The sequence below is a fragment of the Rhodopseudomonas julia genome (genome assembly GCF_030813515.1).
In the GTDB taxonomy this organism is placed as follows: domain Bacteria; phylum Pseudomonadota; class Alphaproteobacteria; order Rhizobiales; family Afifellaceae; genus Afifella; species Afifella julia.
Genome location: NZ_JAUSUK010000001.1, coordinates 740,439 through 763,784, shown reverse-complemented (window position 1 = coordinate 763,784; position 23,346 = coordinate 740,439). Strand labels below are relative to the sequence as shown.

The window sequence follows — 23,346 nt, the reverse complement described above, 5'->3', positions numbered from 1 at the left end:
TTCTCACCCCATGGCCGAAACGCTTCGCCCCGATAACGATCAATCCGTGCTCGATGTCGTCCGCTGGGCGGCCGCCGAACAAGTGCCGCTCGAGATCCTTGGACATGGATCCAAGCGCGGCATCGGCCGCCCGGTCCAGGCGGAATACACGCTCAATCTCGCTGCTTTGTCCGGCGTCACCCTTTACGAGCCGGACGAGCTCGTCTTCTCCGCCAAGGCCGGCACGCCGCTTGCCGAAATCGAAAAACTCCTGGCGGATGCCAATCAGGAACTCGCCTTCGAGCCGATGGATTACGGCCCTATTTTCGGGTTGGAGCCGGGGACGGGAACGCTGGGCGGTGTGCTCGCGGCCAACCTCGCCGGCCCGCGCCGCATCAAGGCGGGCGCCGCGCGCGACCATATTCTCGGGCTTTCCGCCGTCTCGGGCCGCGGCGAGGCCTTCAAGGCGGGCGGGCGCGTGGTCAAGAACGTTACCGGCTACGATCTCTCCAAGGGGCTTGCCGGCTCCTGGGGGACGCTTGCCGTCGTCACCGATCTCACCTTCAAGGTGCTGCCACGGCCGGAGCGCATCGCCACCGTGCTCGTCCTCGGCCTCTCGGACGACATGGCCTGCGCAGCGATGGCCGAAGCCATGGGCTCTTCGCACGAAGTCTCGGGCGCGGCGCATCTGCCGAAAGGGATGGCGCGGTCCTGTGGTCTTAGCGTCGAAAGCTCCGTCACCGCGCTCAGGCTGGAAGGCTTTCCCTCATCCGTCTCTTATCGCAGCGAGGCGCTCAACGGCATGATGCGGGACCGCGGTGCGGTGGAAACGCTCGACGTGCCGCAATCGGAAAACTTCTGGCGCGCGATCCGCGACTGCTTGCCCTTTGGCGGCCGCAGCGGGCCGCTCTGGCGCGTCAGCGTTGCGCCACGCGCCGGTGCCGCGTTGATGGCCAGGCTCGTGAACGAACCTCTCAGCTACTTCTTCGATTGGGCCGGCGGTCGCGTCTGGATCGAGGTTGCGAGCGGCGCGGAAGATGCCGCCGAAGGCACCATCCGGCGGGCGATCAGGGCGGTCGGCGGCGGGCATGCGACGCTCATCCGCGGCTCGGCGGCTCTGCGCACGGGCATTTCGCCCTTCGAACCGCAGCCGGCCCCGCTCGCCGCCTTGTCGCGGCGGCTGAAAGAGAATTTCGATCCGCAGGGAATTCTCAATCCCGGCCGGATGGGGAGCTGATCTTGCAAACCTCCTTCACCCTTCAGCAGCTCGCCGATCCGCGCATCGAGGAAGCCGATGCCATTCTGCGCAAATGCGTGCATTGCGGCTTCTGCCTCGCCACCTGCCCGACCTATGTCGAACTCGGCAACGAGCTCGATAGTCCGCGCGGGCGCATCTATCTCATCAAGGATATGCTGGAGGCGGAGAAGCCGGCGACGGCGGAGGTCGCGCTCCATATCGATCGTTGTCTCTCCTGCTTTTCCTGCATGACGACCTGTCCGTCCGGGGTCGATTACATGCACCTCCTCGATCAGGGGCGGCGGCATATCGAAGAGACCTATCGCAGGCCCTGGCACGATCGGGCGCTGCGGGCCGTTCTGGCGCATGTCATGCCTTATCCGGCGAGAATGCGGGCAGCTCTCGTCACCGCCCGCTATGGCCGGCCCCTGGCGCCGCTGCTCGCCCGCATGGGGCGGCCATTCGACCGGCTTGCCATGATGCTGCGCCTGGCGCCCAAGCACCTGCCTGCGAAAATCCAGGCGTCGGAGACGGGGCATTCCTTCCCGGCCCATGGAGCGAGAAAGGGGCGCGTGGCGCTTTTGACGGGCTGCGCCCAATCGGTGCTCGATCCGGGCATCAACGCCGCCACGATCCGGCTTCTCACCCGTCTCGGCATCGAAGTCGTGCTGCCGAAGGGCGAGGGCTGCTGTGGCGGGCTCGTCCACCATATGGGGCAGGACGAAAAAGCCTTGCCGATGGCGCGCGCCAATATCGACGCCTGGCTGCGCGAGATCGACGGTGAGGGGCTCGATGCCATCCTCGTGACGACGTCGGGCTGCGGCACGACGATCAAGGATTACGCGCATCTCTTGATGGGGGAGCCCGCCTATCGCGAGAAGGCGGAACGCGTCGCGGCTCTTGCTCTCGACATCAGCGAATATCTCGCCCGTCTCGATCTGCCCGCGCCGCGTCGCCGAACCGGTCTCAAGGTCGCCTACCATGCCGCCTGTTCGCTACAGCATGGCCAGAAGGTGGTGAAGGAGCCGCGCGCGCTCCTGGCAGAGGCCGGCTTCGACGTTCTTGCCATCCCCGAAGGGCACCTCTGCTGCGGCTCGGCCGGCACCTACAACATTCTGGAGCCGGAGATCGCGGCGAGGCTGCGCGACCGCAAGGCGGCGAATATCGAAAGCGTTGCGCCTGAAGTTGTGGCGACCGGCAATATCGGCTGCATCACGCAGATCGGCTCGGCGATGGAGATTCCGGTTCTCCACACTGTCGAGCTCCTCGATTGGGCGCATGGTGGCCCGCCGCCGGAAGCCTTTGCCGAGTATGCGCTGGAACCAACGCGGAGCAAAGCCGCTTCGTCTTCTGAAAGACCGCTTGCCGTCTCGTAACGGCGGTCGAAAGGAGGGCGCAATGACGTTCCATCGAAAAGCCGCGGGCGCTACGCTTGCGCTCGGGCTCGGCCTCGTGCTCGCCGTGCCGCTTCTGCCGATGGAGCGCGCCCATGGGCAGAGCGCTCCGCCGCAGCCGGACCCCGGCGGGCAGGCGCAGGAAACACCCGCGCCGACGCTTCCGAAAGACAGTGTTCCCGATGCGCAGCCTTCGCCGAAAAGCGAGACGAATGATCCCGAGCGGGCGATGAGCCTGCTCATGCGGCTGACCGGCCGCTGGGCGCCGACCGATAAGAGCTGTCAGGCGCGAAACGGCGGAGAGGTGCCGTTGCGTATCGAGCGGGGCGGTCTGAAGGACGGGGACCGTTCCTGCCGTTTCCTCGATCTTAGAAGTCCGTCTGAGGATCGTCTCGATGTGACGGCGGCCTGCGGCGAGCAGGAGGGGAGCGGCTCGACGGAGGAGTTCGGGCTGATGCTCGATGAGACGGGGGCGCTGACGCTGACGCGTCCCGACGGTGAGACGGCACGCTTTTTCCGTTGTCTCGAAGAGGCATAGACGCGGCGTCGCCGCGTGTGAGCCCTGCATCCCTCTGCCGGCTGATATGTGCCGCGAAACCAAAGGAAGCCCGGGTCCGTTCCCCGAGTGAATTCCATGAACACTCGACGGAAGGGAGCAAGCATCCTGATGGATCTTCAAATCTCAGATCGTGTCGCCCTGATTACCGGCGCACGTGGCGGCATCGGCTTTGAAACGGCGCGGCTCCTGGCGGAGGAGGGCGCGAAGCTCGTGCTTTCCGACCTTCGCATCGACACGCTCGAAGAGGAGGCGAAGCGCCTGCCGACCGACGTGTTGTGCATGGCAGCCGATGTCACCGACCAGAAGGCCGTGGATGCTCTCGCCGCCGCCGGGCGCGAGCGCTTCGGCAAGATCGATATCGTCGTGCATGCCGCAGGCGTGACAGGGGCCAAGGGTGATCCCCTCGACATGAGCGATGAGGATTACCAGGAGGCCTGGGACATCGATTTCATGTCGGCGGTGCGTGTGGCGCGGGCGACTTTGCCCGGCATGCGCGAAGCGAAATGGGGACGCTTCATCTGCGTGACCTCGGAAAACGCCGTGCAGCCCTATTGGGAAGAAGCCACGTACAATGCCGCGAAGGCCGCGCTCTCGGCCTTCGTCAAGAACATCTCTTATCAGGAGGCGAAGAACGGCATCCTCTGCAACACCGTCGCGCCCGCCTTCATCGAGACGCCGATGACCGACGGCATGATGAAACAGCGCGCCGAGAAGCTCGGTGTCTCTTTCGAGGAAGCCATTCAGAGCTTTCTCGATGAAGAGCGGCCGGGGATTGCCTTGAAACGCCGGGGGCAAGCGTCGGAGGTGGCCGCGGCTATTGCGCTTCTTGCCTCCGAGCGCGGCTCGTTCATCAACGGCTCGAATTTGCGCGTCGACGGCGGTTCGGTGCAATCCGTGCAGACGTGAGGGGCTATTCGTTTCGGCTGGCGCTGTCGTGCAGCCGGCCGAGACGCTCCGCGGCCTCCGACAGGCGGCGCGACAGGAGGAGAGCTTCGCTTGAGAGATGCGCAATCTCGGTGCGCAGCATCGCCGCTTCCTGAGCCATCGGATCCTCGTCGGCGGGCGCCACGCCGCGACCGATCAGGAGCCACATCGGGCTGACGCCGAGGATGCCGGCGAGCATGTTCAGGCGGTTGGCGCGCGGCTCGGCGCGATCGTTTTCCCATTGCGACAGCGTCGAGGTTTTGACGCCGAGGCGACGTGCGAGCTGTGCGGTGGAGAGGCCGATCGCCTCGCGGGCGCGGACGATGCGGCCGCCGAGCGTGTCGCCGTCATCGGCACGAAAATCGGTCGGGCTGCTTGTCGTGGCGGCTTCCATGCTTAATTCCCCCAGGGAGTGGCGCGGTAGTGCATGCCGAACGGCACACTATTGATCATCTAACCGAACAATCACACGGGGCTTGCGATCGCGACGGGTGCGTAGTCACGCGAAGGCGCTCGCGCGTCGCCCCGAATTTCCATCGTTTTGAGAGGTCATATTGCACGAAGACGGCAAAGAATCCACCGGCCGCATCGTCTGCCGTACCGCGATTTTCCTCGCAGGCGTCGTGGTTCTCTTCGTTTTGTGGAAGGCGACGTCGGCTCTTCTTCTGGTCTTCGCGGGTCTCGTGCTGGCGGCCGCTTTGAGCTTTGCCTCCCACGGCCTGCACCGGCTGACGCGTTTGCCGACCCGCCTTGCGAAGATCCTCATTTATCTGGCGGCTTTCGGCGCGATCTTTGCGGTGATCGGCTGGGGCGGAGCGACCCTCGCCGAGCAGGCGAGCGATCTCCTGGCCCGGACCGACACGTTGATGCGCAGTTGGGGCGACCAGCTCTCGCAGCTCGGCCTCAGCTTCATCAAGCCGAACGGCGATGTCCAGCTCTCTCAGATGATGCCGGACCTGAAGGCGATGATGGGCGATGTCGGGCGCTTCGTCAGCCTCCTCTTCGGCAGCCTCGCCAACGCGGTCATCGTCGTGTTCTTAGGGATTTTTCTCTCCTGGTCGCCGAAGACCTATCGTGACGGGATGTTGCACCTCGTTCCGGTCAAGCGGCGGGAGCGTTTTCGCGAAGTGATCGAGGCGGCTACGGAAAATCTCGGCTGGTGGATGGCTGGCCAGGCGATCAGCATGACCATCATCTTTTCGGCGAGCTGGATCGTGCTGTGGCTGATCGACATGCCCTACGCCTTCCTGCTGGCGTTGCAGGCGGGGCTTCTCGCCTTCATTCCGACGCTTGGCCCAGCGATCGCCGGGGTGGTGATCATCCTGGCGGGGCTGTCGGTGTCGGCGACGATGGCTCTGTGGGGCGTCGGCGCCTACGTGCTGATCCAGGGACTCGAGAGCAACATCACGCAGCCGCTGGTGCAGCAGCGCACCACGTCGTTGCCGCCTGCGCTGACCCTTTCGACGCAGCTCGTCTTTGCCGCCGTGCTAGGCGGGCTTGGCATGGCGCTCGCCGTCCCCCTTCTGGCCGTCGGCATCGTCTTCGTGCGCGAACTCTACATCAAGGATGCGCTGGAAGGCGGAGACCGGCTCGCCGATGATGAGCGGGGCGCCGTGTAGGCAAAGAAACGCCCCGGTCCGCACGAAGCGGGCCGGGGCGTTCCGGTGCAGCGTTCGAGGGTAAACGCTTAGCGAACGATAACTTTGGTGCCGACCTTGGCGAGATAGTGCAGCTCGATCACGTCATGGTTCATCATGCGGATGCAGCCGGAGGAGACATTGTGCCCGATCGTCCAAGGCTCGTTGGTGCCATGGATGCGGTACATCGTGTCCTTGTTGCCGTCGAAGAGATAAAGCGCACGCGCGCCGAGCGGGTTGTCCGGGCCGCCGGGCATGCCGCCGGAATATTCGACGAGCCGCGGTTCGCGCTCGATCATTTCCTTGGGCGGGGTCCAGGTCGGCCAGTCGGCCTTGGCGCCGACGCGCACCTCGCCGGTCCAGCCGAAACCTTCGCGTCCGACGCCGACGCCGTAGCGGATCGCCTCGCCATTGGGCAGCGTGTAGTAGAGAAACTTGCTCTGTGAATCGATGATGATCGTGCCCGGAGCTTCCTGCCCGTCATATGCCACAATGTGGCGGCGATACTCAGGCGCCGGCCCACGCTGATGGCTTTGATGCGGCTGAATCGTGACGAGCTGCCGCTGCACGGGATCGAAATAGCGCAACGTCTGCGCCTGGGCGGTGACCGGCGTGAGAGTGGCGAGGACCACCGCCAAAGCGGCCGATGAAGCAAGGGTTCGGGCAAGAACGTTGCGCATGAGTGCCTCCGATTTCGCAGCGCGGGGAAGGTGGAGTGCTCCCGGCTGCTGCGTCATTTCGGCACATAAATGCGCGACACATTCGAATCGTTCCACGCAGATGAAAAGTGACGCGAATGCGTCACTTTTGCGTCAAGGAACGTGTCAGAGAACGATGACCTTCGCGCCCGGCTGAACGCGGTTGTAGAGGTCGATGATGTCGTCGTTGACGAGGCGGATGCAGCCTGAAGATACGTTGAGACCGATCGTCCAGGGCTCGTTGGTGCCGTGGATGCGGTAGAGCGTGTCGCGGCCGCCGTCGAAGAGATAAAGGGCACGTGCGCCAAGCGGATTGCTCGGCCCGCCGGGCATGCCGTCGGCATATTTCTTGAGACGCGGTTCGCGGGCGATCATTTCCTGAGGCGGGAACCAGCGCGGCCATTCGCTCTTGCGTGCGACATGCACTTCGCCGTCCCAACCGAAGCCCTCGCGACCGACGCCGATGCCGTAGCGCACGGCCCGATTGTGCGACAGCACGTAATAGAGGAAGTGCTTGTTGGTATCGATGATGATCGTGCCGGGCGCCTCCCTCGTCGAGAAGCGCACCGTTTGCCGATGATACTTCGCCGGCGGTTTGCGGTTTTTCGAGTAGCGTTGATCGACTTCCACGAAGCTGCCGCTCACGGGGTCGAAGAATGTGAGCGCCTGGGCGCTGCCGAAAAGCCCTAGCACGAGAATGGCGATGGCCGGCAGGCCCGCGCGGATCAGTCTGCAATGAAACATGCGATCAACCTCTTACTCCTTGCAAACTTTCTAGAAAGCCGGTCACGCGCCCACAAGTCGCGCATGGCGGTGCAATGCACTTGCGGTCGCAGCTGTGGCGCATCTGCCATTGTCGTACGCCGCTGAACTGCGTGCTCCGGGACAGGATCGGAGCACGACGGCAAACGGCTGCTTGCGGGATTTGAGACGGGCGACCGGGCGCGGTCGGTTAAAGCACGACGACTTCGGTGCCGACCCCGACCTGATTGTAGAGCTCGATCACGTCCTCGTTGCGCATGCGGATGCAGCCGGAGGAGACGGCATGGCCGATCGTCCAGGGCTGGTTCGACCCATGGATGCGGTAAAGCGTCGAGCCGAGATAAAGCGCGCGGGCCCCGAGCGGATTGTCCGGCCCGCCCTCCATATGGTCGGGAAGACCCGGCTGACGTGCCTTCATCTCTTCAGGTGGATACCAGGAGGGCCATTCCGCCTTGCGCGTCACTGTGTGCGTGCCGGCCCATTGGAAGCCCGGCCGTCCGACGCCGACGCCGTAGCGTTTCGCCTTGCCGCCCGCCTGCACCAGATAGAGGTAGCGGTTGTTGGTATCGATGACGATCGTGCCGGGCGCCTGGCTCGTCTCATAATCGACGATCGTCGGAAGATAGGCGGGATCGATCGAACGTGCGGCCGGACGGGCCGCGACCTGCCGCGCTCCGGGGGCGACGCGCGGCGCGTTCACCGGCGTGACGGGGCGCATCTGGCGCGGCGCGGGCCGTGCGACGGCGCGCGGATCTTGGCGGAGGTAAACGGGCGTCGGGTAACGTGCGGGATTGGCGCGCGCCGGCATCTGCCGTTGCGAAGGGGGCGGTGCGATAAAGCGAGCCGGTTGATTGCGCGAACGATAGACCGTGCGCGGCTGAGGCTGCTGGGCCTGCGGCGCGGCATAAAGGCGGCGTTGCGGTTGCGCATAGAGCTGGCGCTGCGGCTGCGCGTAATACTGCGCCCGCGGCTGCGGATCGAAGAGAACCTGCAGAAGGCCGCGCTTTTCGACGACGACCTGCGGGCGACGGGAATCGGCGAGCATGATCGGACGGGCAGCGGCCCCCTGGGCCGGTCCGGCCGCCAGTTGCGACAGCCATTCCTGCTGCAATTCCGCCTTGAGCGGCACGGCCGGCTTGCCGCCCGCCCCGGCCATCGTCGCCTGAGGCGTGAGCGCACCAAGGCCCAGCAGTGCAAGCGTGAGAAGAACCTGCTTCATCGAAACCCTCGTCACCCAGCGTCGCAGTCGGTTGAGATTGCGGCAGTTTTTAAGAGATGCAGACAACGCTAGTGCGGGGCTGACAAATGCGGGTAAACGCCGCCCTGAAACCCGAAATTGCAGTGAATTTCGGGTTGCCGAAGAGGCTTAAGGAAGCGTGAATGGCCGCGAGCCGCGGACATGACGGCAGCGCGGTGATGAACACGAGACAAGGAGCGGATGCCTGTGAGCGAAAGTGACGAGATCGGCGAAACGACGGGCCTGATACGTGAGGATGACGGCCAGAACCGCTGTTTCTGGTGTGCGGGCGATCCACTCTACCGCGCTTATCACGACCGCGAATGGGGCCGGCCGGTCGAAGACGATATCCGGCTTTTCGAAAAGATCTGCCTGGAAGGCTTTCAGTCGGGCCTCTCCTGGCTGACGATTTTGCGGAAGCGTGAGAATTTCCGTGCCGCCTTCGCCGGCTTCGATTATCGCGAAGTCGCGCGCTTCGACGAGCCGGAGGTCGAGAATCTTCTCAAAGACGCCGGCATCGTTCGCCATCGCGGCAAGATCGTTTCCACCATCAACAACGCCAAACGCGCCCTGGAAATCGTAGAAGAGACGGGCTCTCTCGCCGCGTTCTTCTGGAGTTTCGAGCCGCGGCCGCACGCAAGGCCTGAACGCTTCGACCATGCGACGCTCGTGAAACTCGCGCATACCGAGGAATCGGCCGCCCTCTCCAAGACGCTGAAAAAGCGCGGCTGGTCTTTCGTGGGGCCGACGACCGTCTATGCCTTCATGCAGGCGATGGGCCTCGTCAACGACCACATCGAAGGCTGCTTCTGCCGCGACGAGGTGGAAGAGGCGCGTCGAGATTTCACACGGCCGCTCCCCAAGGGCGTTGCGACATCCGCTTGAAAGAGGCGCCGTCTTCCCGTTTAGCCGAAAAGCCTAGGCGCCCCGTGTCGAGCCGACGCTGCCCGCCCGGTTGCCGCTCCATCCTGCTTCGGCTAGGAGAAGCCCCGGCTCTCATGCCGAAAACCCAAGCGAAACGATCTGAAATGGCCTCCAAGGACAAGAAGAACAGGCTCCCCGCGCGCCTGCCGCGCGGCTTTATCGACCGCGAGGCCGGCGATATCCGCGCGACCGAAGAGATGCTCGCCGCGATCAAGCGCGTTTATGAGCGCTACGGCTTCGAGCCGGTCGAGACACCCTTCTTCGAATACACCGAAGCGCTCGGCAAATTCCTGCCCGATCAGGACCGGCCGAACGAAGGTGTGTTCTCGCTGCAGGACGACGACGAGGCCTGGCTTTCGCTGCGCTACGATCTGACGGCGCCCTTGGCGCGCTACGTGGCGGAGAATTACGAGCGGCTTCCAAAGCCCTATCGCAGCTATCGCGCCGGCTGGGTGTTCCGCAACGAAAAGCCGGGCCCGGGCCGTTTCCGGCAGTTCATGCAGTTCGACGCCGATACGGTCGGCGCGCCCTCCGTCGCGGCGGATGCGGAAATCTGCATGATGGCCGCCGACGTGATGGAAGCGCTCGGCGTTGCGCGCGGCGACTATGTCATCAAGGTCAACAACCGCAAGGTTCTCGACGGCGTCATGGAGGCGATCGGCCTCGGCGGCGAGGAGAATGCCGGAAGACGACTGACCGTGTTGCGGGCGATCGACAAGCTCGACCGTCTCGGCATCGACGGCGTGCGTGAGCTTTTGGGCGAAGGCCGCGAGGACGAGAGCGGAGATTTCACGAAAGGCGCTGGTCTCTCCAAGGAGGGGGCCGAAGCCGTTCTGTCGCTGTTTAATCTTATCGGTTCGAACGAGCGCTCAGGAACGAGCAACGCGCCGGTGATCGAGAAGCTGAGAACCTCGACATTTTCCGAAACGCCCGTCTATGCGGAAGGCGTCGGAGAACTCGCCGAAATTGCCGATTTGGTCGAAGCCGCAGGCTATCCGACCGACCGGATCGAGATCGATCCTTCGATCGTCCGCGGCCTGGAATATTACACCGGGCCGGTCTTCGAGGCGCAGCTCACCTTCGAGGTGCCGAACGAAAAGGGCGAAAAGGTCGTCTTCGGCTCCGTCGGCGGTGGCGGGCGCTATGACGGGCTCGTCGGCCGCTTCCGCGGCGAGGACGTGCCCTCGACCGGCTTTTCGATCGGCGTGTCGCGCCTTGCCGCGGCCTTGAAAAATCTCGGCAAGCTCGGCTCCGAGGACGAGACCGGACCGGTCGTCGTCACGGTCATGGATAAGTCGCGGCTTGCCGATTATCAGGCGATCACCGCGGAGCTTCGCGCCGGCCTCAACGCCGATCTCGGCCCCTCCGAGCGCCCGGTTCCGGTCGAAATGTATCTCGGCGGCTCCGGCATGAAGGCGCAGCTCAAATATGCCGATCGCCGCAATGCTCCCTGCGCCATCATCGCCGGCTCCGACGAATTCGACAGCGGCCGCCTGCAGGTGAAGGACCTGCTGGAAGGCAAGCGTCAGGCCGCCGCGATCGCAAGCCACGACGAATACAAGGAAGAGCGGCCGGGCCAGTTCGATGTGGCGCGCACCAGCCTCGTTGAAGAGGTGAAGGCGCTCCTGAAGCGGCAGCGCGGCGAGGCCTGAGATGGTGGTGGCGCCGGCAGGGAAAGGCGCGGGGAGTGTCAGCCGATGAGCCTCTCCCTATGAGTTTGCGGCCGCTTTTCGAAGGGGCGGGTGGGCGCCTGCTCGACCTGCCGGTCCTGCATGCCGCCGACCCGTTTCTGGAGACGGCCGGCGAGGACATTCGCCGGCGCATGTTCGTGACGGAAGGGCCGAGCGGCGAGCGCCTGGCGCTGCGCCCGGATTTCACCATCCCCGTCTGCCTGCATCATCTGTGCTCGGGCGCGGAGGTCGGGCGCTATTTCTATGAAGGTGTCGTCTTCCGCCGCCACGACCGCGGTTCGGCGGAACGTGCCGAGACGGGTTTTGAGGTGATCGGCGAGGCGGAGCGCGCCAATGTCGACGCCGAGCTCCTGGCGCTTGCCGTCGAAGGGGTCAGGCGCACGGGCCTTGCCGGGATGCGCCTCAGGATCGGCGATATCGGGCTCTTCACGGCGCTTCTCTCCGCCCTTGAATTGCCGCAGGCCTGGCGCCAGCGTTTCCGCCGCGCCTTCGGTGCCGATCGCCGCATCGAGGCGCTGATTGCCCGCTTTGAAGAGACAGCTTCGGCGAGCGCGCCTTCCATGCTTGAGCCGGACCTGGAGAAAGCCGCCGGCGATCAGGATCAGGAGGCGCTGACCGCGCTGCTTGCGGAGCGCTTCGAAGCGCAGGGCTATCAGGCCTATGCGAGCCGGGCGCCGGAAGAGATCGCCGCGCGCTTTCTGGAACAGCGCGCCCTCTACGAGACCGAGATCGCGCCTGAGAAAGTGGCTGTCCTGAAGGCGTTTCTGACGCTGGAGGCGACGCCGCAGGACTTGCCCGGGCGTCTCGCCGAATTCGGCCGGCGTTTCGGCGTCGATCTCAAAGAGCCGGGCGCGCGTCTCGAACGGCGTCTGCAAAAACTCGAGCTTCGCAGCTCCGGCCTCGAAGTCGTCTTCGAAGCCGGCTTCGGCCGCCCGCTCGATTATTATACCGGCATCGTCTTCGAGATTCGCGACGCCGCGACGGGACGCACGGCCGCCGGCGGTGGTCGCTACGACCGGCTTCTGGAAATGCTCGGCGCCGATCGCTCGATCCCGGCCGCCGGGTTCACCATCGATCTCGGCGAGGCCCGAGCAATCGGTGGCATGTTTGGAGGCCCGTCATGAGCGAGACCATCACTCTGGCGATCCCCTCCAAGGGCCGGCTGATGGAGGAGACGGAGCGGCGTCTGGCGGCCGCCGGCTACAAGGTCGCGCGCATCGGCGGGGCGCGGCGTTACCGCGGCGAGGTGGAAGGCTGTCCGGAAATCGAGATCGCCTTTCTGTCCGCATCCGAAATTTCACGTGAGCTCGGCCTTGGCCGCGTTCATGTCGGCGTTACCGGGCTCGATCTCATTCAGGAGACGGTGCCGGCCTGGCCGGAGAAGATCGGCCGCATTCTGCCGCTCGGCTTCGGCCATGCGGATGTCGTCATCGCCGTGCCGGAATTGTGGATCGACGTCGCCACGATGGAAGATCTCGACGATGTCGCGGCGGGCTTCCTGCAGCGCCACGGAAGGCGGCTGCGCATCGCCACCAAATACTGGAACCTGACGCAGCGCTTTCTGGAAAGCCACGGCATTGCGCTCTACCGGATCGTTGAAAGCCTCGGGGCCACCGAAGGCGCGCCCGCCGGCGGCATGGCGGATGTCATCGTCGACATCACCTCGACCGGATCGACCTTGAAGGCGAACCATCTGAAGATCTTGGACGACGGCGTCATCCTGCGCTCGGAGGCGTGCCTCGTCATGTCCCGTCGCGCGTCCTGGTCGGATGCGACGCGTCGCGTGGCCGAAAAACTGGTCGATGCCGTCGCCGAAGAACTCGACCGCGATCCTGTCGCCGAGACCGCCGGAAGCCAGTAACCCTTTCGGAACGCATCCTCTTTAGGAATTCTCGGATCCATTCTCGGATTGCGGGCCCGCGATCATGGCTGCCAAGGCCGAAGCCGCCGAAGCCGATGACAGACGCACGCGTGCCGTAGCGCTGCAGGGGAGCGTGATGGGAGCGATTGCCATCGCCTGTTCCCTCGGCCTGATCTCCGGCCTTTATGTCTTATTCAAATCCGACGCCGTGGAGATTTTTCGCAAGATCGATGCGGCGACCAGGAGCTTTCCCGGGGCATCTGACAGGCCTCGGCCGAACATCGACGTGCCCGTCTCTCTTCCGCGCGCGGTCGTCGCCAAGCCTGGCCGCTCGGGCGACGATGCCGAAGAACGCCGGCGGGTGCCAGAAGAAGCGCTGCGCGGGCAAGTTCCGGCGTCGGCGCGCGATCCGCTTCCCTCAGATGTGAGCTTGCGCCCGGGGCTTTGAGCCGACGTTTTTGGCGGGCGCCTTCCGCTGCAAGGCCAAGTGCGAAACGACCGCTTTGTTTCAGGCAAAAAGAAAGGGCGGCCGAAGCCGCCCTTTCCGAAAAGCGAGGGGCGTGGACCTTAGAAGTCCATGCCGCCCATGCCGCCCATGCCACCGCCCGGCATGGCCGGAGCAGCGCCTTCCTTCTTCGGAAGCTCGGCGATCATGGCCTCGGTGGTGACCAGGAGGCCGCCGATCGACGCCGCGTCCTGAAGAGCGGTGCGGACGACCTTGGTCGGGTCGATGATGCCGGCCTGGACGAGGTTCTTGTACTCTTCCATCTGGGCATCGAAGCCCCAATCGGCCTCACCCTTGTCGAGAATGCGGCCAACGACCACAGAAGCATCGACACCGGCGTTCGAGGCGATCTGGCGGATCGGAGCCTCAAGAGCCTTGAGGATGATCTTGATGCCGGCCTGGACGTCCGGATTGTCGGAGCTGAGGCCGCCGACGGCCTGCTTGGCGTGCAGGAGAGCGACGCCGCCGCCCGGAACGATGCCTTCTTCAACCGCCGCACGGGTGGCGTTGAGGGCGTCGTCGACGCGATCCTTCTTCTCCTTCACCTCGGTCTCGGTCGCACCGCCGACGCGGATGACCGCAACACCGCCGGCGAGCTTCGCCAGGCGCTCCTGCAGCTTCTCACGATCGTAATCGGAGGTGGTCTCCTCGATCTGCGCCTTGATCTGGCCAACGCGAGCTTCGATGTCGGCCTTGTCGCCAGCACCGTCGACGAGGGTGGTCTCTTCCTTCGTGATCGTCACCTTCTTGGCGGTGCCGAGCTCGTTGAGGGTGATGTTCTCAAGCTTGATGCCGAGATCTTCAGAGATGACCGTGCCGCCCGTGAGCGTCGCGATGTCCTGCAGCATGGCCTTGCGGCGATCGCCGAAGCCAGGCGCCTTGACGGCTGCGACCTTGAGGCCGCCGCGCAGCTTGTTGACGACGAGCGTGGCAAGAGCCTCGCCTTCGACGTCTTCCGCGATGATCAAGAGCGGGCGGGAAGACTGAACCACGGCTTCGAGGACCGGCAGCATCGCCTGCAGGTTCGAGAGCTTCTTCTCGTGCAGGAGGATGTACGGATCCTCGAGCTCGGTGACCATCTTCTCGGGGTTGGTGATGAAGTACGGCGAGAGATAGCCGCGGTCGAACTGCATGCCTTCGACGACTTCGAGCTCGGTCTCGAGGCTCTTCGCCTCTTCGACCGTGATGACGCCCTCGTTGCCGACTTTCTGCATCGCCTCGGCGATCATCTGGCCGACTTCCTTGTCGCCATTGGCCGAGATCGTGCCGACCTGAGCGACTTCCTCAGACGTGTCGATCGTCTTGGAGCGGCTCTCGAGATCCTTGATGACCGCGGCGACGGCCATGTCGATGCCGCGCTTCAGGTCCATCGGGTTCATGCCGGCGGCAACCGACTTGGCGCCTTCCTTGACGATGGACTGGGCGAGAACGGTCGCGGTCGTGGTGCCGTCACCGGCGATGTCGTTCGTCTTCGAAGCGACTTCGCGCACCATCTGCGCGCCCATGTTCTCGAACTTGTCATCAAGCTCGATTTCCTTGGCGACGGTAACGCCGTCCTTGGTGATGCGCGGAGCGCCGAACGACTTCTCGATCACTACATTGCGGCCCTTCGGGCCGAGCGTTACGCGCACGGCGTTGGCGAGAATATCGACGCCACGCAGCATTTTCTCACGCGCATCAGCGGAGAATTTCACGTCCTTGGCTGCCATATTGCGAACCTCTGTTTGTTGAATTGCGGGAAATTAGAAAGCGCGATCGGCGATTAGGCCGCCTGCGCCACACTCTCGCTGTCGATGACGCCCATAATGTCGGACTCCTTCATGATGAGGAGATCTTCGCCATCGATTTTGACTTCCGTGCCGGACCACTTACCGAACAGGATCCGGTCGCCGACCTTCACGTCGAGGGCCTGCACCTGGCCGTTATCGTCACGCGCGCCAGGGCCGACGGCGATGACTTCGCCTTCCTGCGGCTTTTCCTTGGCGGTGTCCGGAATGATGATGCCACCCTTGGTCTTTTCTTCAGACTCAAGCCGGCGGACCACAACACGGTCATGCAGAGGGCGGAACTTCATGTTTCTTCCTCGCGTCCTTTATGCGGGCGCGCTGCGCCCAATGAGGGGATTTGCTGTTGTTAGCACTCTCTACGAGTGAGTGCTAAGCGAGCGGGAGATAGGTGCTGGTCTCGGCGTTGTCAACTGGTGAGAGCGCATCGAAGCGTGAAAGCTCTTCGCCTCAAAACCAGCGCGCATCCGGGGCGGACGCGGGGCCGAGTCTCGTCCGACGCAATGGCGCCATGCGCGCCGGAAAATGCGTCTGGCGAAAGGAACGCCGCCCCCTAGTTAGGGGCCTACCGTGAAATTGCCAAACGGAGATTGAGTTATGGCGAAGATTCTCGTGCTTTATTATTCGAGCTGGGGCCACGTGATGCAGATGGCCGAGGCTGTTGCCGAAGGCGCCACGAGTGCCGGCGGCGACGTGACCGTCAAGCGTGTGCCCGAGCTCGTGCCGCAGGAGATTGCCGAAAAATCCGGCTATCTTCTGGATCAGCCATATCCCATCGCAGAGCCGGGCGAACTCGCCGACTACGATGCGGTCATCGTCGGCACGCCGACCCGTTATGGTGTCATGTGTTCGCAGATGAAGAATTTCTGGGACCAGACCGGCTCCTTGTGGGCGTCGGGCGCGCTCGTCGGGAAGGTGGGCGCCGTCTTCACCTCCACGGGCACCCAGCATGGCGGCCAGGAGACGACCATCACGTCCACGCAGGTGATGTTGCTGCACCAGGGCTTCGTCATCGTCGGCCTGCCTTATTCGTTCCAGGGCCTGACGAAGATGGACGAGATTACCGGCGGCTCGCCTTACGGCGCCTCGACGCTCTCCGCCGCCGACGGCTCGCGTCAACCGAGTGCCAACGAGCTCGAAGGGGCGCGCTTCCAAGGCCGTCATGTGGCCGAGGTCGCGGCCAAGCTCTGCGCCTGACGGGCTGGCGCGAGCCTTAGGGCCGCGCCTCTGTGCGAAAGACTTCCGGCAGGCGGTGACGGGTTCACCGCCTGCTTCCTTTTCTGCCTGGCGCTGAATTAGATAAGATTCTACTTGAATTTGTATGACTGAAAGGATTACGAGCCCGGCTCGGGGGAATACCGATGCCGCACAAAGAGCATCCGATCAGCTTCAGCGTCAATTCCGGCCTTGTCACGGTTCGTCTCGGTGATCTCCTGCTTGCGCGTTCGTCGCGTGCAGTCATCGTTTCTGAAGCGGGGCGGCCGGACGTCATCTATATTCCGCGTCATAATGTCCGCATGGCGCATATGCAGCGTTCCGACAAGATCACGACTTGTCCGCACAAGGGCGCTGCGAGCTATTATTCGCTCATGAGGGACAAAACGTTCGTGCCGGATATCGCCTGGTCTTACGAAAATCCCTATCCCGCCATCTCGCGCATTGCACATTGTCTGTCGTTCGATCCCAAGAAGGTCGAAATCGAGATGAGCGATCTCCCGTCGGGCGACGCCGATTCAGAAGCTCTCAAGCCAGGGCCGTAGCTCCACCTCGAAGCTCCACGCGGAGCGCTCCTGGTCGAGGACGCCGAGATAGGAGCGGGCAATCGAATCCGGATCGAGCAGCGATTGCGGCTTGTCGTCGGCTTCGCTGCGCCCCGGCGCGCGGATGGCGCCGTCGATGATGAAATGCGCCACATGGATGTTTTTCGGATGCAATTCGCGGGCGATGGATTGCGCAAGGCCTCTGAGGGCGAATTTGCCCATGGCAAACGGTGCCGACTGGGCAAAGCCCTTTACGCTCGCCGAGGCGCCGGTGAAGAAAATGGCGCCGCCGCCGGCCTCGATCATCCGCTTGGCCGCCTGTTGCGCGACGAGAAAGCCGCCATAGGCGGTGACCTTCAGGGACGTTTCCACATCATGAGGCTTGAGCTCAACGAGCGGCCCTTTGCTGCGATAGCTCGGATTGAAAAGCACGAAATCAGGGGCTTTAAGATCTCGCTCCACCGCCTGGAAGAGATCCGCCACCTGGTCTTCTTCGGCGACATCGCAGCGATAGGCGCGCCCGCCCAGTTCGTTCGCGAGCGCCTGGTTGGCTTCCATCGTACGTGAGGCGAGGGCGATTTTGGTGCCGCGCTCGGCCAGCCGGCGTGCGACGGCCGCCGACAGTCCTGGCCCTGCACCGACGATCAGTGCTGTTTTCGGTGTCATTGCGGGGCCTCCTGGTCGGTCTCGGTGATTTCGAGCGGGATTGAGAAACCCGCCGTCTTTGCGTTCTCCGTGTCGTGAAACGTGAACTCGGCCCGATAGTTGCCGGGCTGCAGCGTGGGCACGGGATAGGACAAGACGACATTGAAGTCGCGCTTCGGTGCCGCGACCGCGGTCTTGATGGAAAACACCTTCCGGCCTTCGGCGATCACCTGTCCCGTCAGATTGCTGATCGTCAGGTCGACATCCATCGCCACCAGATGCTGACCGTCTTGCGGCACATAAGTGAAGGCGACGGGTTCGGCGTAGACGAGCATTGTCTCGCCGGGTCGGTAGCGATTGTGGGGGCTCGGAACATAATCGCCGAAACCTTCGGCGGAACTCACGGCAAGCGCCTTGCGGAAGGCGAGCGGGCCCTCGTGCCAGATGATGTCTGAGGCCTCCTCAAGCCGGTCGAGCGCGGCAACCGTGTCGCCCTTTTCAAGCGCCTCGGCTGCTTTCTCGCCGAGATCGGCGAGGCGCGGGTCCTGCGCCATCGCCGCGTTCTCTGCCGCACTGGTGAAGATGGCTGCGACCAGCAGCATCAAGCCCGCCCTGCGGCGCAGCTCTCTCCAAGACATGACGCCCCTCTTTCTCTGCGATGTTCAGATTCGCAGAGGGGCTTTTGCAGGGCAAGGGGAGGGGAAGGGCCGGTGCGCGGGCACAGGTAGAGAAGGAAGAGCCGGGGCGCAACGACAGACCCGCCCCGGCGAAGCTCACAATGGGGCGTCAGCTTGCGGCTTGCCCGACGGTGATCACCGTCGGGGGCTCGCCATAGACCCGCTTGGCGGCGCGCTGCACGTCCTCACGAGTCACGGCATTGATGAGCTCGTTGCGCTTGTCGACATAATCGATGCCGAGATGGTCGAGCTGGATGGCGAGAAGCTGCTTGGCGATCTTGCCGGAGGAATCAAAGCGCAGGGCGTAGTTGCCGGTGAGATAGGACTTCGCATCGGCGAGCTCCTCATCCGTCGGCCCCTTCTCCGCCATGTCTTTGACTTCCTTGACCATCAAATCGACGGCCTCCTGGGCGGCGTCTGCGCGCGTCGCGGCAGCTCCCACCCAGACGCCCGAATGATCGAAGGGCACGAGGCTCGTTCCGACCGAGTAGGCAAGTCCGCGTTCCTCACGGATTTCGCGGTAGAGCCTGGAGGAGAAGGTGCCTCCGCCGAGGATGTGGTCGGCGATATAGGCAGGAATGAAATCCGGATCGTCGCGCTTGATGCCAGGGCCGCCGAGGCGGATCGAGGTCTGCGGCACGGGAAGGTCGACATGCGCCGTCTTGCCTGCGGCCGCCGTGACGTCGGCGATGGGCTCGAGGTCCGCCTTCTCCGGCAGATCACCGAAGACTTCGTCGAGCCGACCTTTCAGCGTCTCCGCATCGATCGCGCCCACGACCGCGACGACGAGATTGTCGCGGGCGAGGTTCCTCTCGGCAAAACCCTTGAGGTCGGCCGCCGTCAGCTCCTCGACGCTTTCCTGGGTGCCCTCGCCGTTGCGCGCGTAAGGATGGTCGCCGAACAAGGCCTTGGCCCAGGCACGACGGGCGAGCTCATTCGGATCGGTCTCGTCGCTTCTGAGCTTCGACAGGATCTGCGCCTTGATGCGAGCCACCGGCTCGTCGTCGAAGCGCGGCTCGGTCAAAGCGAGTTTCGTCAGATTGAAAGCATCGTCGGCATTGGCGGTCAGCGTCTTCATGCTGCCGTAAAAGGCGTCGCGGCCGGTGTCGAAGGAGAGCTTGATATTGAGATTGTCGAGGCGCGTCTGAAACGCCTTGGAATCGAGATCGCCGGCGCCTTCGTCGAGAAGCCCCGAGGCGAGATTGGCAAGACCGGATTTGGTCTCCGGATCCTGCACCGAGCCGCCGCGGAAGGCGAACTGCATGTTGACGATCGGCACCGTGTCATCTTCGACGAGCCAGGCCGTGATCCCCTTGGGCGAGGTCACTTCCTGGATTTCGATCGCGCGGGCACGGGTCGGCATGGCGACGGCAAGGCTCATTATGGCTCCGAAGGATAAGGCAAGCGAAAGGGTGCGCAGCATCAGTTCTGCTCCATCGCTGCGGCCGGATCGGCGGTCTCCGGCGCGGGTGAGGCGGCGGGCGTGTGGCCGGGAGCCTCAGACATGTCGGCCTGGTGGTCGAGCGACGGTTTGAGATAGCCGGTGGCGGCTTTCTCGGGATCGAGATAGCGCTGCGCCACCTCCTGCACGTCCTTTGCCGTCACTTTCTGGATGCGCGCCGGCCAGGTCTGAACATCTTCCAGGGTTCGACCGACCGCGAGCGCCGATCCGATGATGCGGGCAAGCGATTGCTGGCTGTCCTGCGAATAGACGGCATCGGCAACCACCGAGTTCTTGGCCCGTGTCAGCTCCTCTTCGCTGACGCCCTCTTCGGCGAGCTTGCGGATGGAGGCTTCCATATCGGCCTGCAGCGTCTCCAGATCGACGCCGTCGCGCGGAATGCCGACGACGATCAGGCGGGAATCATCGACAGCCGTCGGGCTGTAATAGACGCCGGCATAGGTCGCCGGTCCGTTGTCGCGCACGAGCTCGTTGTAGAAGCGGCTCGTCGCGCCGGTGCCGAGAATGTCGGCGAGAACCGAAAGCGCTTCGGCTTCGCCGGGCTTGGCGGTGACGGCCGAGGGAACGCCGTAGAACTGCATCAGATTGGGCTCGCGCACCTTCTCGTCGCGCACGGTGATGGTGCGCGGGCCGGGCGAGGGCGGCTCGGCCGGCCGCGCGGGCCGCGCGCTGTCGGGCTTCGATTGAATCTGACCATAGGTTTCTTCGGCGAGTTCCTTCACCTCGTCCGGCGTGACGTCGCCGGCGACGACCAGGATCGCATTCGAGGGCGTGTAGAACTCGTGGTAGAAATCGAGCGCCGTCTTGGCGTTGAGCGCCTTGATCTCGTTCTCCCAGCCGATCGTCGGCCGCCCATAGGGATGATTGAGATAGAAGATCCGGTTGAGCGCCTCGTTCATGAGAGCGCCTGGATCGTTGTCGACCCGCATGCGTCGCTCTTCCAGGATGACGTCGCGTTCCGGCGCGACGACTTCGTCGGTCAGGACGAGATTGCTCATCCGGTCCGCCTCGAACTCCATCACGTCCTTCAGGTGGTCCTTGGAAACGCGCTGGTAATAGGCGGTGTAATCGTTGCTGGTGAAGGCGTTTTCCTCGCCGCCGATCTTCGACACATAGGTGGAGAACTCGCCGCCGGGATGCTTCTTCGTGCCCTTGAACATGAGGTGTTCGAGGAAATGCGCGTTGCCCGACTGGCCGGGTCGCTCATCGGCGGAACCGACGCGGTACCAGACCATATGGGTGACGACGGGGGCGCGCTTGTCGGGAATGACCACCACGTCCATGCCGTTCTCGAGCTTGAAATGTTCGGCATTGGGGGCGATGCGCGCGACTTGTGGGGTGCTCTGCACCTCGTCGGGTGTTGCATCTTCTGCATAAGCAGGTGCCCGATCGAGGGCAGGGGAAAGGATGAGGCTGACCATGAACGCTCCGACTAGGGTCGGCACTTTGAACGGGAAATGCTTCAAGGTGAAGTCTCCGATTTGGAGTCTCTCGCAACCGGCTGCGGTTTAGGTGCTGGACATAGCCGCACATATAGGGCGCCAGAGGTGATGCCCAATGAACATCTCTTCACGTTGGCCGCATGTTGGCGGGCCGGCCAATTGACGTCCCGGCCGCAAGCCGTTACCCGCGGCTCGTGCCGTTTTTCGGTCAAAGCGCAAACGGGCCCATGCAAGCGGAAGAGATATCAGGTCTGGCGCAGATCGCCGCCGATTACGAGGCGGTGCTGTGCGACGTCTGGGGCGTCATTCACAACGGTGTCGCTGCAAATCCCGGCGCCGTGGAGGCGCTGTGCCGTTTCCGCGAGAAGGGCGGCCGCGTTGCGCTCATCACCAATGCGCCGCGCCCGAACGGACCGGTCCGCGAGCAGCTTCTGGCGCTCGGCTGCCCCGATGACGCCTATGATGCGATCGTCACCTCCGGCGATGTGACCCGCCAGGCGATCTCCGGATACGCCAAGAAGGGCGGCATCTGCCATATCGGTCCCGACCGCGATCTGTCGCTCTATGATGGCCTCGACGTGACTTTGGTGGGACCCGACGAGGCGGTCGCCATCAGCTGCACGGGCCTGTCGGAAGACGACGTCGAAACGCCTGACGATTACCGCCCGCTTCTGGAGAGGCTCGCCGGGCGCGGTATTCCGATGGTCTGCGCCAATCCCGATGTCGTCGTCGAACGCGGCGGCACCCTCGTCTGGTGCGCCGGTGCGCTCGCCGAGCTTTATGAAGAACTCGGCTGCGAGGTGATCCTCGTCGGCAAGCCTTTTGCTCCGATGTACGACGCGGCCTTGGCGACCCTCGGTCATCCTTCCCGCGAGAAGGTTCTGGCGATCGGCGACGCCTTCAACACCGATATCCGCGGTGCCAACCAGGCGGGCATCGATTGCCTGATGGTGACGGCCGGCATTCATGCCCATGAATTCGGCCATCCCGAAAAGCCGGATTTTGATAAGGTGCGCCGCAGGCTGATCGAGGAAGAGCGCCACGTCGTGGCGTTCCTGCCGCGCCTCGTCTGGTCCTCCGGCGATACGGGCACATCCTCGTCCGATCCTCTCCGCTGATCTGCCGTCCGATGCCGTCTTCGACCGTTTCGATCGCGACCTTCGATTGCCTGCCAGAGGAATGGCGGAACGCCGTCGTTGCGATCGGCAACTTCGACGGCATGCACCGCGGTCACCAGGCCGTGCTTGCCGCCGCCCAGGCAGAGGCGGAGCATCTTGGCGCGCCCTGCATCCTTCTCACCTTCGAGCCGCATCCGCGCTCGTTCTTCGCGCCCGACAAGCCGCTCTTCCGACTGACCGAGCCGGTGATGCGGGCAAGTGTCGCCTCCGCTCTCGGCCTCAACGGCGTCGTCGTCGCGCATTTCGATACGGCCTTCGCTGAAACCTCGGCCGAAGATTTCGTGCGCCGCTTCCTTATCGAGAAGCTCCAACTGCGCCATGCCGTCACCGGCTACGACTTTCATTTCGGCCATCGCCGCCAGGGCACGCCGGAATTCCTGCAGCGTCAGGGCGTGCTTTCGTCTTTCGGCGTGACGGTCGTCGACAAGCACGGCGATGAAGAGGGGGCGGTCTCATCGAGCCGGATACGCGCAGCACTCGAGGAAGGTCGGGTCGAAGAGGCGCGCCAGCTCCTGGGCTGGACCTGGTCGGTGGCGTCGAAAGTCGTTCATGGCGACCGCCGCGGCCGCGATCTGGGCTTTCCGACGGCCAATATGGTCCTGCCGCCCTCCTGCGATCTGCGTCAGGGCATCTATGCGGTCCGCTACACCCGGCCCGATGGCCGTGTGCATGACGGCGTGGCGAGCTTCGGCCGTCGCCCGACCTTCGATGACGGTGCACCGAAGCTTGAGACCTTCCTGTTCGATTTCGGCGGCGATCTTTACGGCGAAATGGGCCTCGTCTCGCTCGTCGATTGGATCCGTGCCGAGGAGCGCTTCGATTCCATCGAGGCGCTGGTGGCGCAGATGAACGAGGATGCTGCGGCCGCGCGCAGAATTTTGGCGAACCATCCCCTTGGGGACTTCGATCGCCGCATCGCGGCCGACTGGCCCCGCATCGAGCAGGAAGCTGAAGCTCTCGGGCTCGCCTGACCCCTGTTCACTGAGTACG

Annotated in this window: 24 protein-coding genes; 14 read left to right on the top strand and 10 right to left on the bottom strand. The window is 64.0% G+C overall.

Annotated features, from left to right (window positions below):
* Positions 1–10: 10 nt before the first annotated feature.
* The 4 genes from glcE (at position 11) to J2R99_RS03595 (ending at position 4,075) form a co-directional block, all read left to right on the top strand.
* Positions 11–1,216, top strand: a complete 1,206-nt coding sequence (gene glcE / locus J2R99_RS03610) for a glycolate oxidase subunit GlcE (protein WP_307153120.1) — start codon at positions 11–13, stop codon at positions 1,214–1,216.
* Between the two features lie 2 nt (positions 1,217–1,218).
* Positions 1,219–2,592, top strand: coding sequence for a glycolate oxidase subunit GlcF (glcF, locus tag J2R99_RS03605; protein WP_307153119.1), 1,374 nt, complete (start codon positions 1,219–1,221; stop codon positions 2,590–2,592).
* A gap of 22 nt (positions 2,593–2,614) precedes the next feature.
* Positions 2,615–3,148, top strand: a complete 534-nt coding sequence (locus J2R99_RS03600) for a hypothetical protein (RefSeq protein WP_307153118.1) — start codon at positions 2,615–2,617, stop codon at positions 3,146–3,148.
* A gap of 129 nt (positions 3,149–3,277) precedes the next feature.
* Positions 3,278–4,075, top strand: coding sequence for an SDR family NAD(P)-dependent oxidoreductase (locus J2R99_RS03595; RefSeq protein WP_307153117.1), 798 nt, complete (start codon positions 3,278–3,280; stop codon positions 4,073–4,075).
* Positions 4,076–4,079: 4 nt separating this feature from the next.
* On the opposite strand, the gene J2R99_RS03590 is transcribed toward J2R99_RS03595, so the two are convergent.
* Positions 4,080–4,487: a helix-turn-helix domain-containing protein gene (locus J2R99_RS03590; protein ID WP_307153116.1), complete on the bottom strand. Its 408-nt coding sequence runs from the start codon at positions 4,485–4,487 to the stop codon at positions 4,080–4,082.
* A 160-nt stretch (positions 4,488–4,647) separates the two neighbouring features.
* On the opposite strand from J2R99_RS03590, the gene J2R99_RS03585 reads away from it, so the two are divergent.
* Positions 4,648–5,712 (top strand): AI-2E family transporter, encoded by a 1,065-nt coding sequence (locus J2R99_RS03585; protein WP_307153115.1) that lies wholly within the window; start codon positions 4,648–4,650, stop codon positions 5,710–5,712.
* 68 nt (positions 5,713–5,780) lie between these two features.
* Here the strand turns inward: J2R99_RS03585 and J2R99_RS03580 are convergent, their stop codons facing one another.
* The 3 genes from J2R99_RS03580 to J2R99_RS03570 form a co-directional block, all read right to left on the bottom strand.
* Positions 5,781–6,410 carry a L,D-transpeptidase gene (locus J2R99_RS03580; RefSeq protein ID WP_307153114.1) on the bottom strand — a complete coding sequence of 210 codons (630 nt, stop codon included), beginning with the start codon at positions 6,408–6,410 and terminating at the stop codon, positions 5,781–5,783.
* 144 nt (positions 6,411–6,554) lie between these two features.
* Entirely contained in the window at positions 6,555–7,172 is a 618-nt protein-coding gene (locus J2R99_RS03575) for a L,D-transpeptidase (RefSeq protein ID WP_307153113.1), read from the bottom strand.
* Positions 7,173–7,380: 208 nt separating this feature from the next.
* On the bottom strand, positions 7,381–8,409 hold the full coding sequence (locus J2R99_RS03570; RefSeq protein WP_307153112.1) for a L,D-transpeptidase: 1,029 nt from the start codon (positions 8,407–8,409) through the stop codon (positions 7,381–7,383).
* 225 nt (positions 8,410–8,634) lie between these two features.
* Here J2R99_RS03570 and J2R99_RS03565 point away from each other — a divergent pair, with 225 nt between their 5' ends.
* The 5 genes from J2R99_RS03565 (at position 8,635) to J2R99_RS03545 (ending at position 13,351) form a co-directional block, all read left to right on the top strand.
* Positions 8,635–9,312, top strand: a complete 678-nt coding sequence (locus tag J2R99_RS03565) for a DNA-3-methyladenine glycosylase I (protein ID WP_307153111.1) — start codon at positions 8,635–8,637, stop codon at positions 9,310–9,312.
* Between the two features lie 113 nt (positions 9,313–9,425).
* On the top strand, positions 9,426–11,003 hold the full coding sequence (gene hisS / locus J2R99_RS03560; RefSeq protein ID WP_370872262.1) for a histidine--tRNA ligase: 1,578 nt from the start codon (positions 9,426–9,428) through the stop codon (positions 11,001–11,003).
* 59 nt (positions 11,004–11,062) lie between these two features.
* Positions 11,063–12,166, top strand: a complete 1,104-nt coding sequence (locus J2R99_RS03555) for an ATP phosphoribosyltransferase regulatory subunit (protein ID WP_307153110.1) — start codon at positions 11,063–11,065, stop codon at positions 12,164–12,166.
* Entirely contained in the window at positions 12,163–12,903 is a 741-nt protein-coding gene (gene hisG, locus J2R99_RS03550) for an ATP phosphoribosyltransferase (RefSeq protein ID WP_307153109.1), read from the top strand. Before J2R99_RS03555 ends, hisG begins: the two co-directional genes overlap by 4 nt.
* 64 nt (positions 12,904–12,967) lie before the next feature.
* Complete coding sequence (locus J2R99_RS03545) at positions 12,968–13,351, top strand: hypothetical protein (RefSeq protein ID WP_307153107.1); 384 nt, start codon at positions 12,968–12,970, stop codon at positions 13,349–13,351.
* 119 nt (positions 13,352–13,470) lie between these two features.
* Here J2R99_RS03545 and groL read toward each other — a convergent pair whose 3' ends face one another.
* Positions 13,471–15,117, bottom strand: a complete 1,647-nt coding sequence (gene groL, locus J2R99_RS03540; RefSeq protein ID WP_307153106.1) for a chaperonin GroEL — start codon at positions 15,115–15,117, stop codon at positions 13,471–13,473.
* A 53-nt stretch (positions 15,118–15,170) separates the two neighbouring features.
* Positions 15,171–15,482, bottom strand: a complete 312-nt coding sequence (groES, locus tag J2R99_RS03535; RefSeq protein ID WP_092809112.1) for a co-chaperone GroES — start codon at positions 15,480–15,482, stop codon at positions 15,171–15,173.
* A gap of 307 nt (positions 15,483–15,789) precedes the next feature.
* On the opposite strand from groES, the gene wrbA reads away from it, so the two are divergent.
* Positions 15,790–16,389 carry an NAD(P)H:quinone oxidoreductase gene (wrbA, locus tag J2R99_RS03530; protein WP_307153105.1) on the top strand — a complete coding sequence of 200 codons (600 nt, stop codon included), beginning with the start codon at positions 15,790–15,792 and terminating at the stop codon, positions 16,387–16,389.
* A gap of 164 nt (positions 16,390–16,553) precedes the next feature.
* A complete protein-coding gene (locus J2R99_RS03525; RefSeq protein WP_307153104.1) occupies positions 16,554–16,952 on the top strand; it encodes a DUF427 domain-containing protein in 399 nt (132 codons plus the stop codon).
* On the opposite strand, the gene J2R99_RS03520 is transcribed toward J2R99_RS03525, so the two are convergent.
* The 4 genes from J2R99_RS03520 to J2R99_RS03505 form a co-directional block, all read right to left on the bottom strand.
* Entirely contained in the window at positions 16,926–17,618 is a 693-nt protein-coding gene (locus J2R99_RS03520; RefSeq protein ID WP_307153103.1) for an SDR family NAD(P)-dependent oxidoreductase, read from the bottom strand. The two genes, J2R99_RS03525 and J2R99_RS03520, sit on opposite strands and share 27 nt — an antisense overlap.
* The gene (locus J2R99_RS03515) at positions 17,615–18,235 is read right to left on the bottom strand and encodes a hypothetical protein (RefSeq protein ID WP_307153102.1); all 621 of its coding nucleotides are present in this window, start codon (positions 18,233–18,235) and stop codon (positions 17,615–17,617) included. Before J2R99_RS03515 ends, J2R99_RS03520 begins: the two co-directional genes overlap by 4 nt.
* Positions 18,236–18,383: 148 nt before the next feature.
* Positions 18,384–19,655 carry a M16 family metallopeptidase gene (locus tag J2R99_RS03510; protein ID WP_307153101.1) on the bottom strand — a complete coding sequence of 424 codons (1,272 nt, stop codon included), beginning with the start codon at positions 19,653–19,655 and terminating at the stop codon, positions 18,384–18,386.
* A gap of 41 nt (positions 19,656–19,696) precedes the next feature.
* Positions 19,697–21,157, bottom strand: a complete 1,461-nt coding sequence (locus tag J2R99_RS03505; RefSeq protein WP_307153100.1) for a M16 family metallopeptidase — start codon at positions 21,155–21,157, stop codon at positions 19,697–19,699.
* 248 nt (positions 21,158–21,405) lie between these two features.
* Between J2R99_RS03505 and J2R99_RS03500 the strand changes: the two genes are divergently transcribed.
* Together J2R99_RS03500 and J2R99_RS03495 are read left to right on the top strand one after the other, a co-directional pair.
* Positions 21,406–22,296, top strand: coding sequence for a TIGR01459 family HAD-type hydrolase (locus J2R99_RS03500; protein WP_307153099.1), 891 nt, complete (start codon positions 21,406–21,408; stop codon positions 22,294–22,296).
* Positions 22,297–22,307: 11 nt separating this feature from the next.
* Positions 22,308–23,327, top strand: coding sequence for a bifunctional riboflavin kinase/FAD synthetase (locus tag J2R99_RS03495; RefSeq protein ID WP_307153098.1), 1,020 nt, complete (start codon positions 22,308–22,310; stop codon positions 23,325–23,327).
* The last annotated feature ends 19 nt before the right edge of the window (positions 23,328–23,346 follow it).

What these genes read in the sequence shown, in the direction of transcription:
- J2R99_RS03505 (WP_307153100.1), bottom strand. Translation starts at nt 21,157, where the DNA reads ATGGTCAGCCTCATCCTTTCCCCTGCCCTCGATCGGGCACCTGCTTAT.
- J2R99_RS03495 (WP_307153098.1), top strand. Translation starts at nt 22,308, where the DNA reads ATGCCGTCTTCGACCGTTTCGATCGCGACCTTCGATTGCCTGCCAGAG.
- groL (WP_307153106.1), bottom strand. Translation starts at nt 15,117, where the DNA reads ATGGCAGCCAAGGACGTGAAATTCTCCGCTGATGCGCGTGAGAAAATG.
- J2R99_RS03580 (WP_307153114.1), bottom strand. Translation starts at nt 6,410, where the DNA reads ATGCGCAACGTTCTTGCCCGAACCCTTGCTTCATCGGCCGCTTTGGCG.
- J2R99_RS03575 (WP_307153113.1), bottom strand. Translation starts at nt 7,172, where the DNA reads ATGTTTCATTGCAGACTGATCCGCGCGGGCCTGCCGGCCATCGCCATT.
- J2R99_RS03570 (WP_307153112.1), bottom strand. Translation starts at nt 8,409, where the DNA reads ATGAAGCAGGTTCTTCTCACGCTTGCACTGCTGGGCCTTGGTGCGCTC.
- glcE (WP_307153120.1), top strand. Translation starts at nt 11, where the DNA reads ATGGCCGAAACGCTTCGCCCCGATAACGATCAATCCGTGCTCGATGTC.
- J2R99_RS03525 (WP_307153104.1), top strand. Translation starts at nt 16,554, where the DNA reads ATGCCGCACAAAGAGCATCCGATCAGCTTCAGCGTCAATTCCGGCCTT.
- J2R99_RS03500 (WP_307153099.1), top strand. Translation starts at nt 21,406, where the DNA reads ATGCAAGCGGAAGAGATATCAGGTCTGGCGCAGATCGCCGCCGATTAC.
- J2R99_RS03555 (WP_307153110.1), top strand. Translation starts at nt 11,063, where the DNA reads ATGAGTTTGCGGCCGCTTTTCGAAGGGGCGGGTGGGCGCCTGCTCGAC.
- J2R99_RS03510 (WP_307153101.1), bottom strand. Translation starts at nt 19,655, where the DNA reads ATGAGCCTTGCCGTCGCCATGCCGACCCGTGCCCGCGCGATCGAAATC.
- J2R99_RS03595 (WP_307153117.1), top strand. Translation starts at nt 3,278, where the DNA reads ATGGATCTTCAAATCTCAGATCGTGTCGCCCTGATTACCGGCGCACGT.
- J2R99_RS03600 (WP_307153118.1), top strand. Translation starts at nt 2,615, where the DNA reads ATGACGTTCCATCGAAAAGCCGCGGGCGCTACGCTTGCGCTCGGGCTC.
- J2R99_RS03515 (WP_307153102.1), bottom strand. Translation starts at nt 18,235, where the DNA reads ATGTCTTGGAGAGAGCTGCGCCGCAGGGCGGGCTTGATGCTGCTGGTC.
- hisS (WP_370872262.1), top strand. Translation starts at nt 9,426, where the DNA reads ATGCCGAAAACCCAAGCGAAACGATCTGAAATGGCCTCCAAGGACAAG.
- J2R99_RS03545 (WP_307153107.1), top strand. Translation starts at nt 12,968, where the DNA reads ATGGCTGCCAAGGCCGAAGCCGCCGAAGCCGATGACAGACGCACGCGT.
- hisG (WP_307153109.1), top strand. Translation starts at nt 12,163, where the DNA reads ATGAGCGAGACCATCACTCTGGCGATCCCCTCCAAGGGCCGGCTGATG.
- J2R99_RS03520 (WP_307153103.1), bottom strand. Translation starts at nt 17,618, where the DNA reads ATGACACCGAAAACAGCACTGATCGTCGGTGCAGGGCCAGGACTGTCG.
- wrbA (WP_307153105.1), top strand. Translation starts at nt 15,790, where the DNA reads ATGGCGAAGATTCTCGTGCTTTATTATTCGAGCTGGGGCCACGTGATG.
- J2R99_RS03590 (WP_307153116.1), bottom strand. Translation starts at nt 4,487, where the DNA reads ATGGAAGCCGCCACGACAAGCAGCCCGACCGATTTTCGTGCCGATGAC.
- groES (WP_092809112.1), bottom strand. Translation starts at nt 15,482, where the DNA reads ATGAAGTTCCGCCCTCTGCATGACCGTGTTGTGGTCCGCCGGCTTGAG.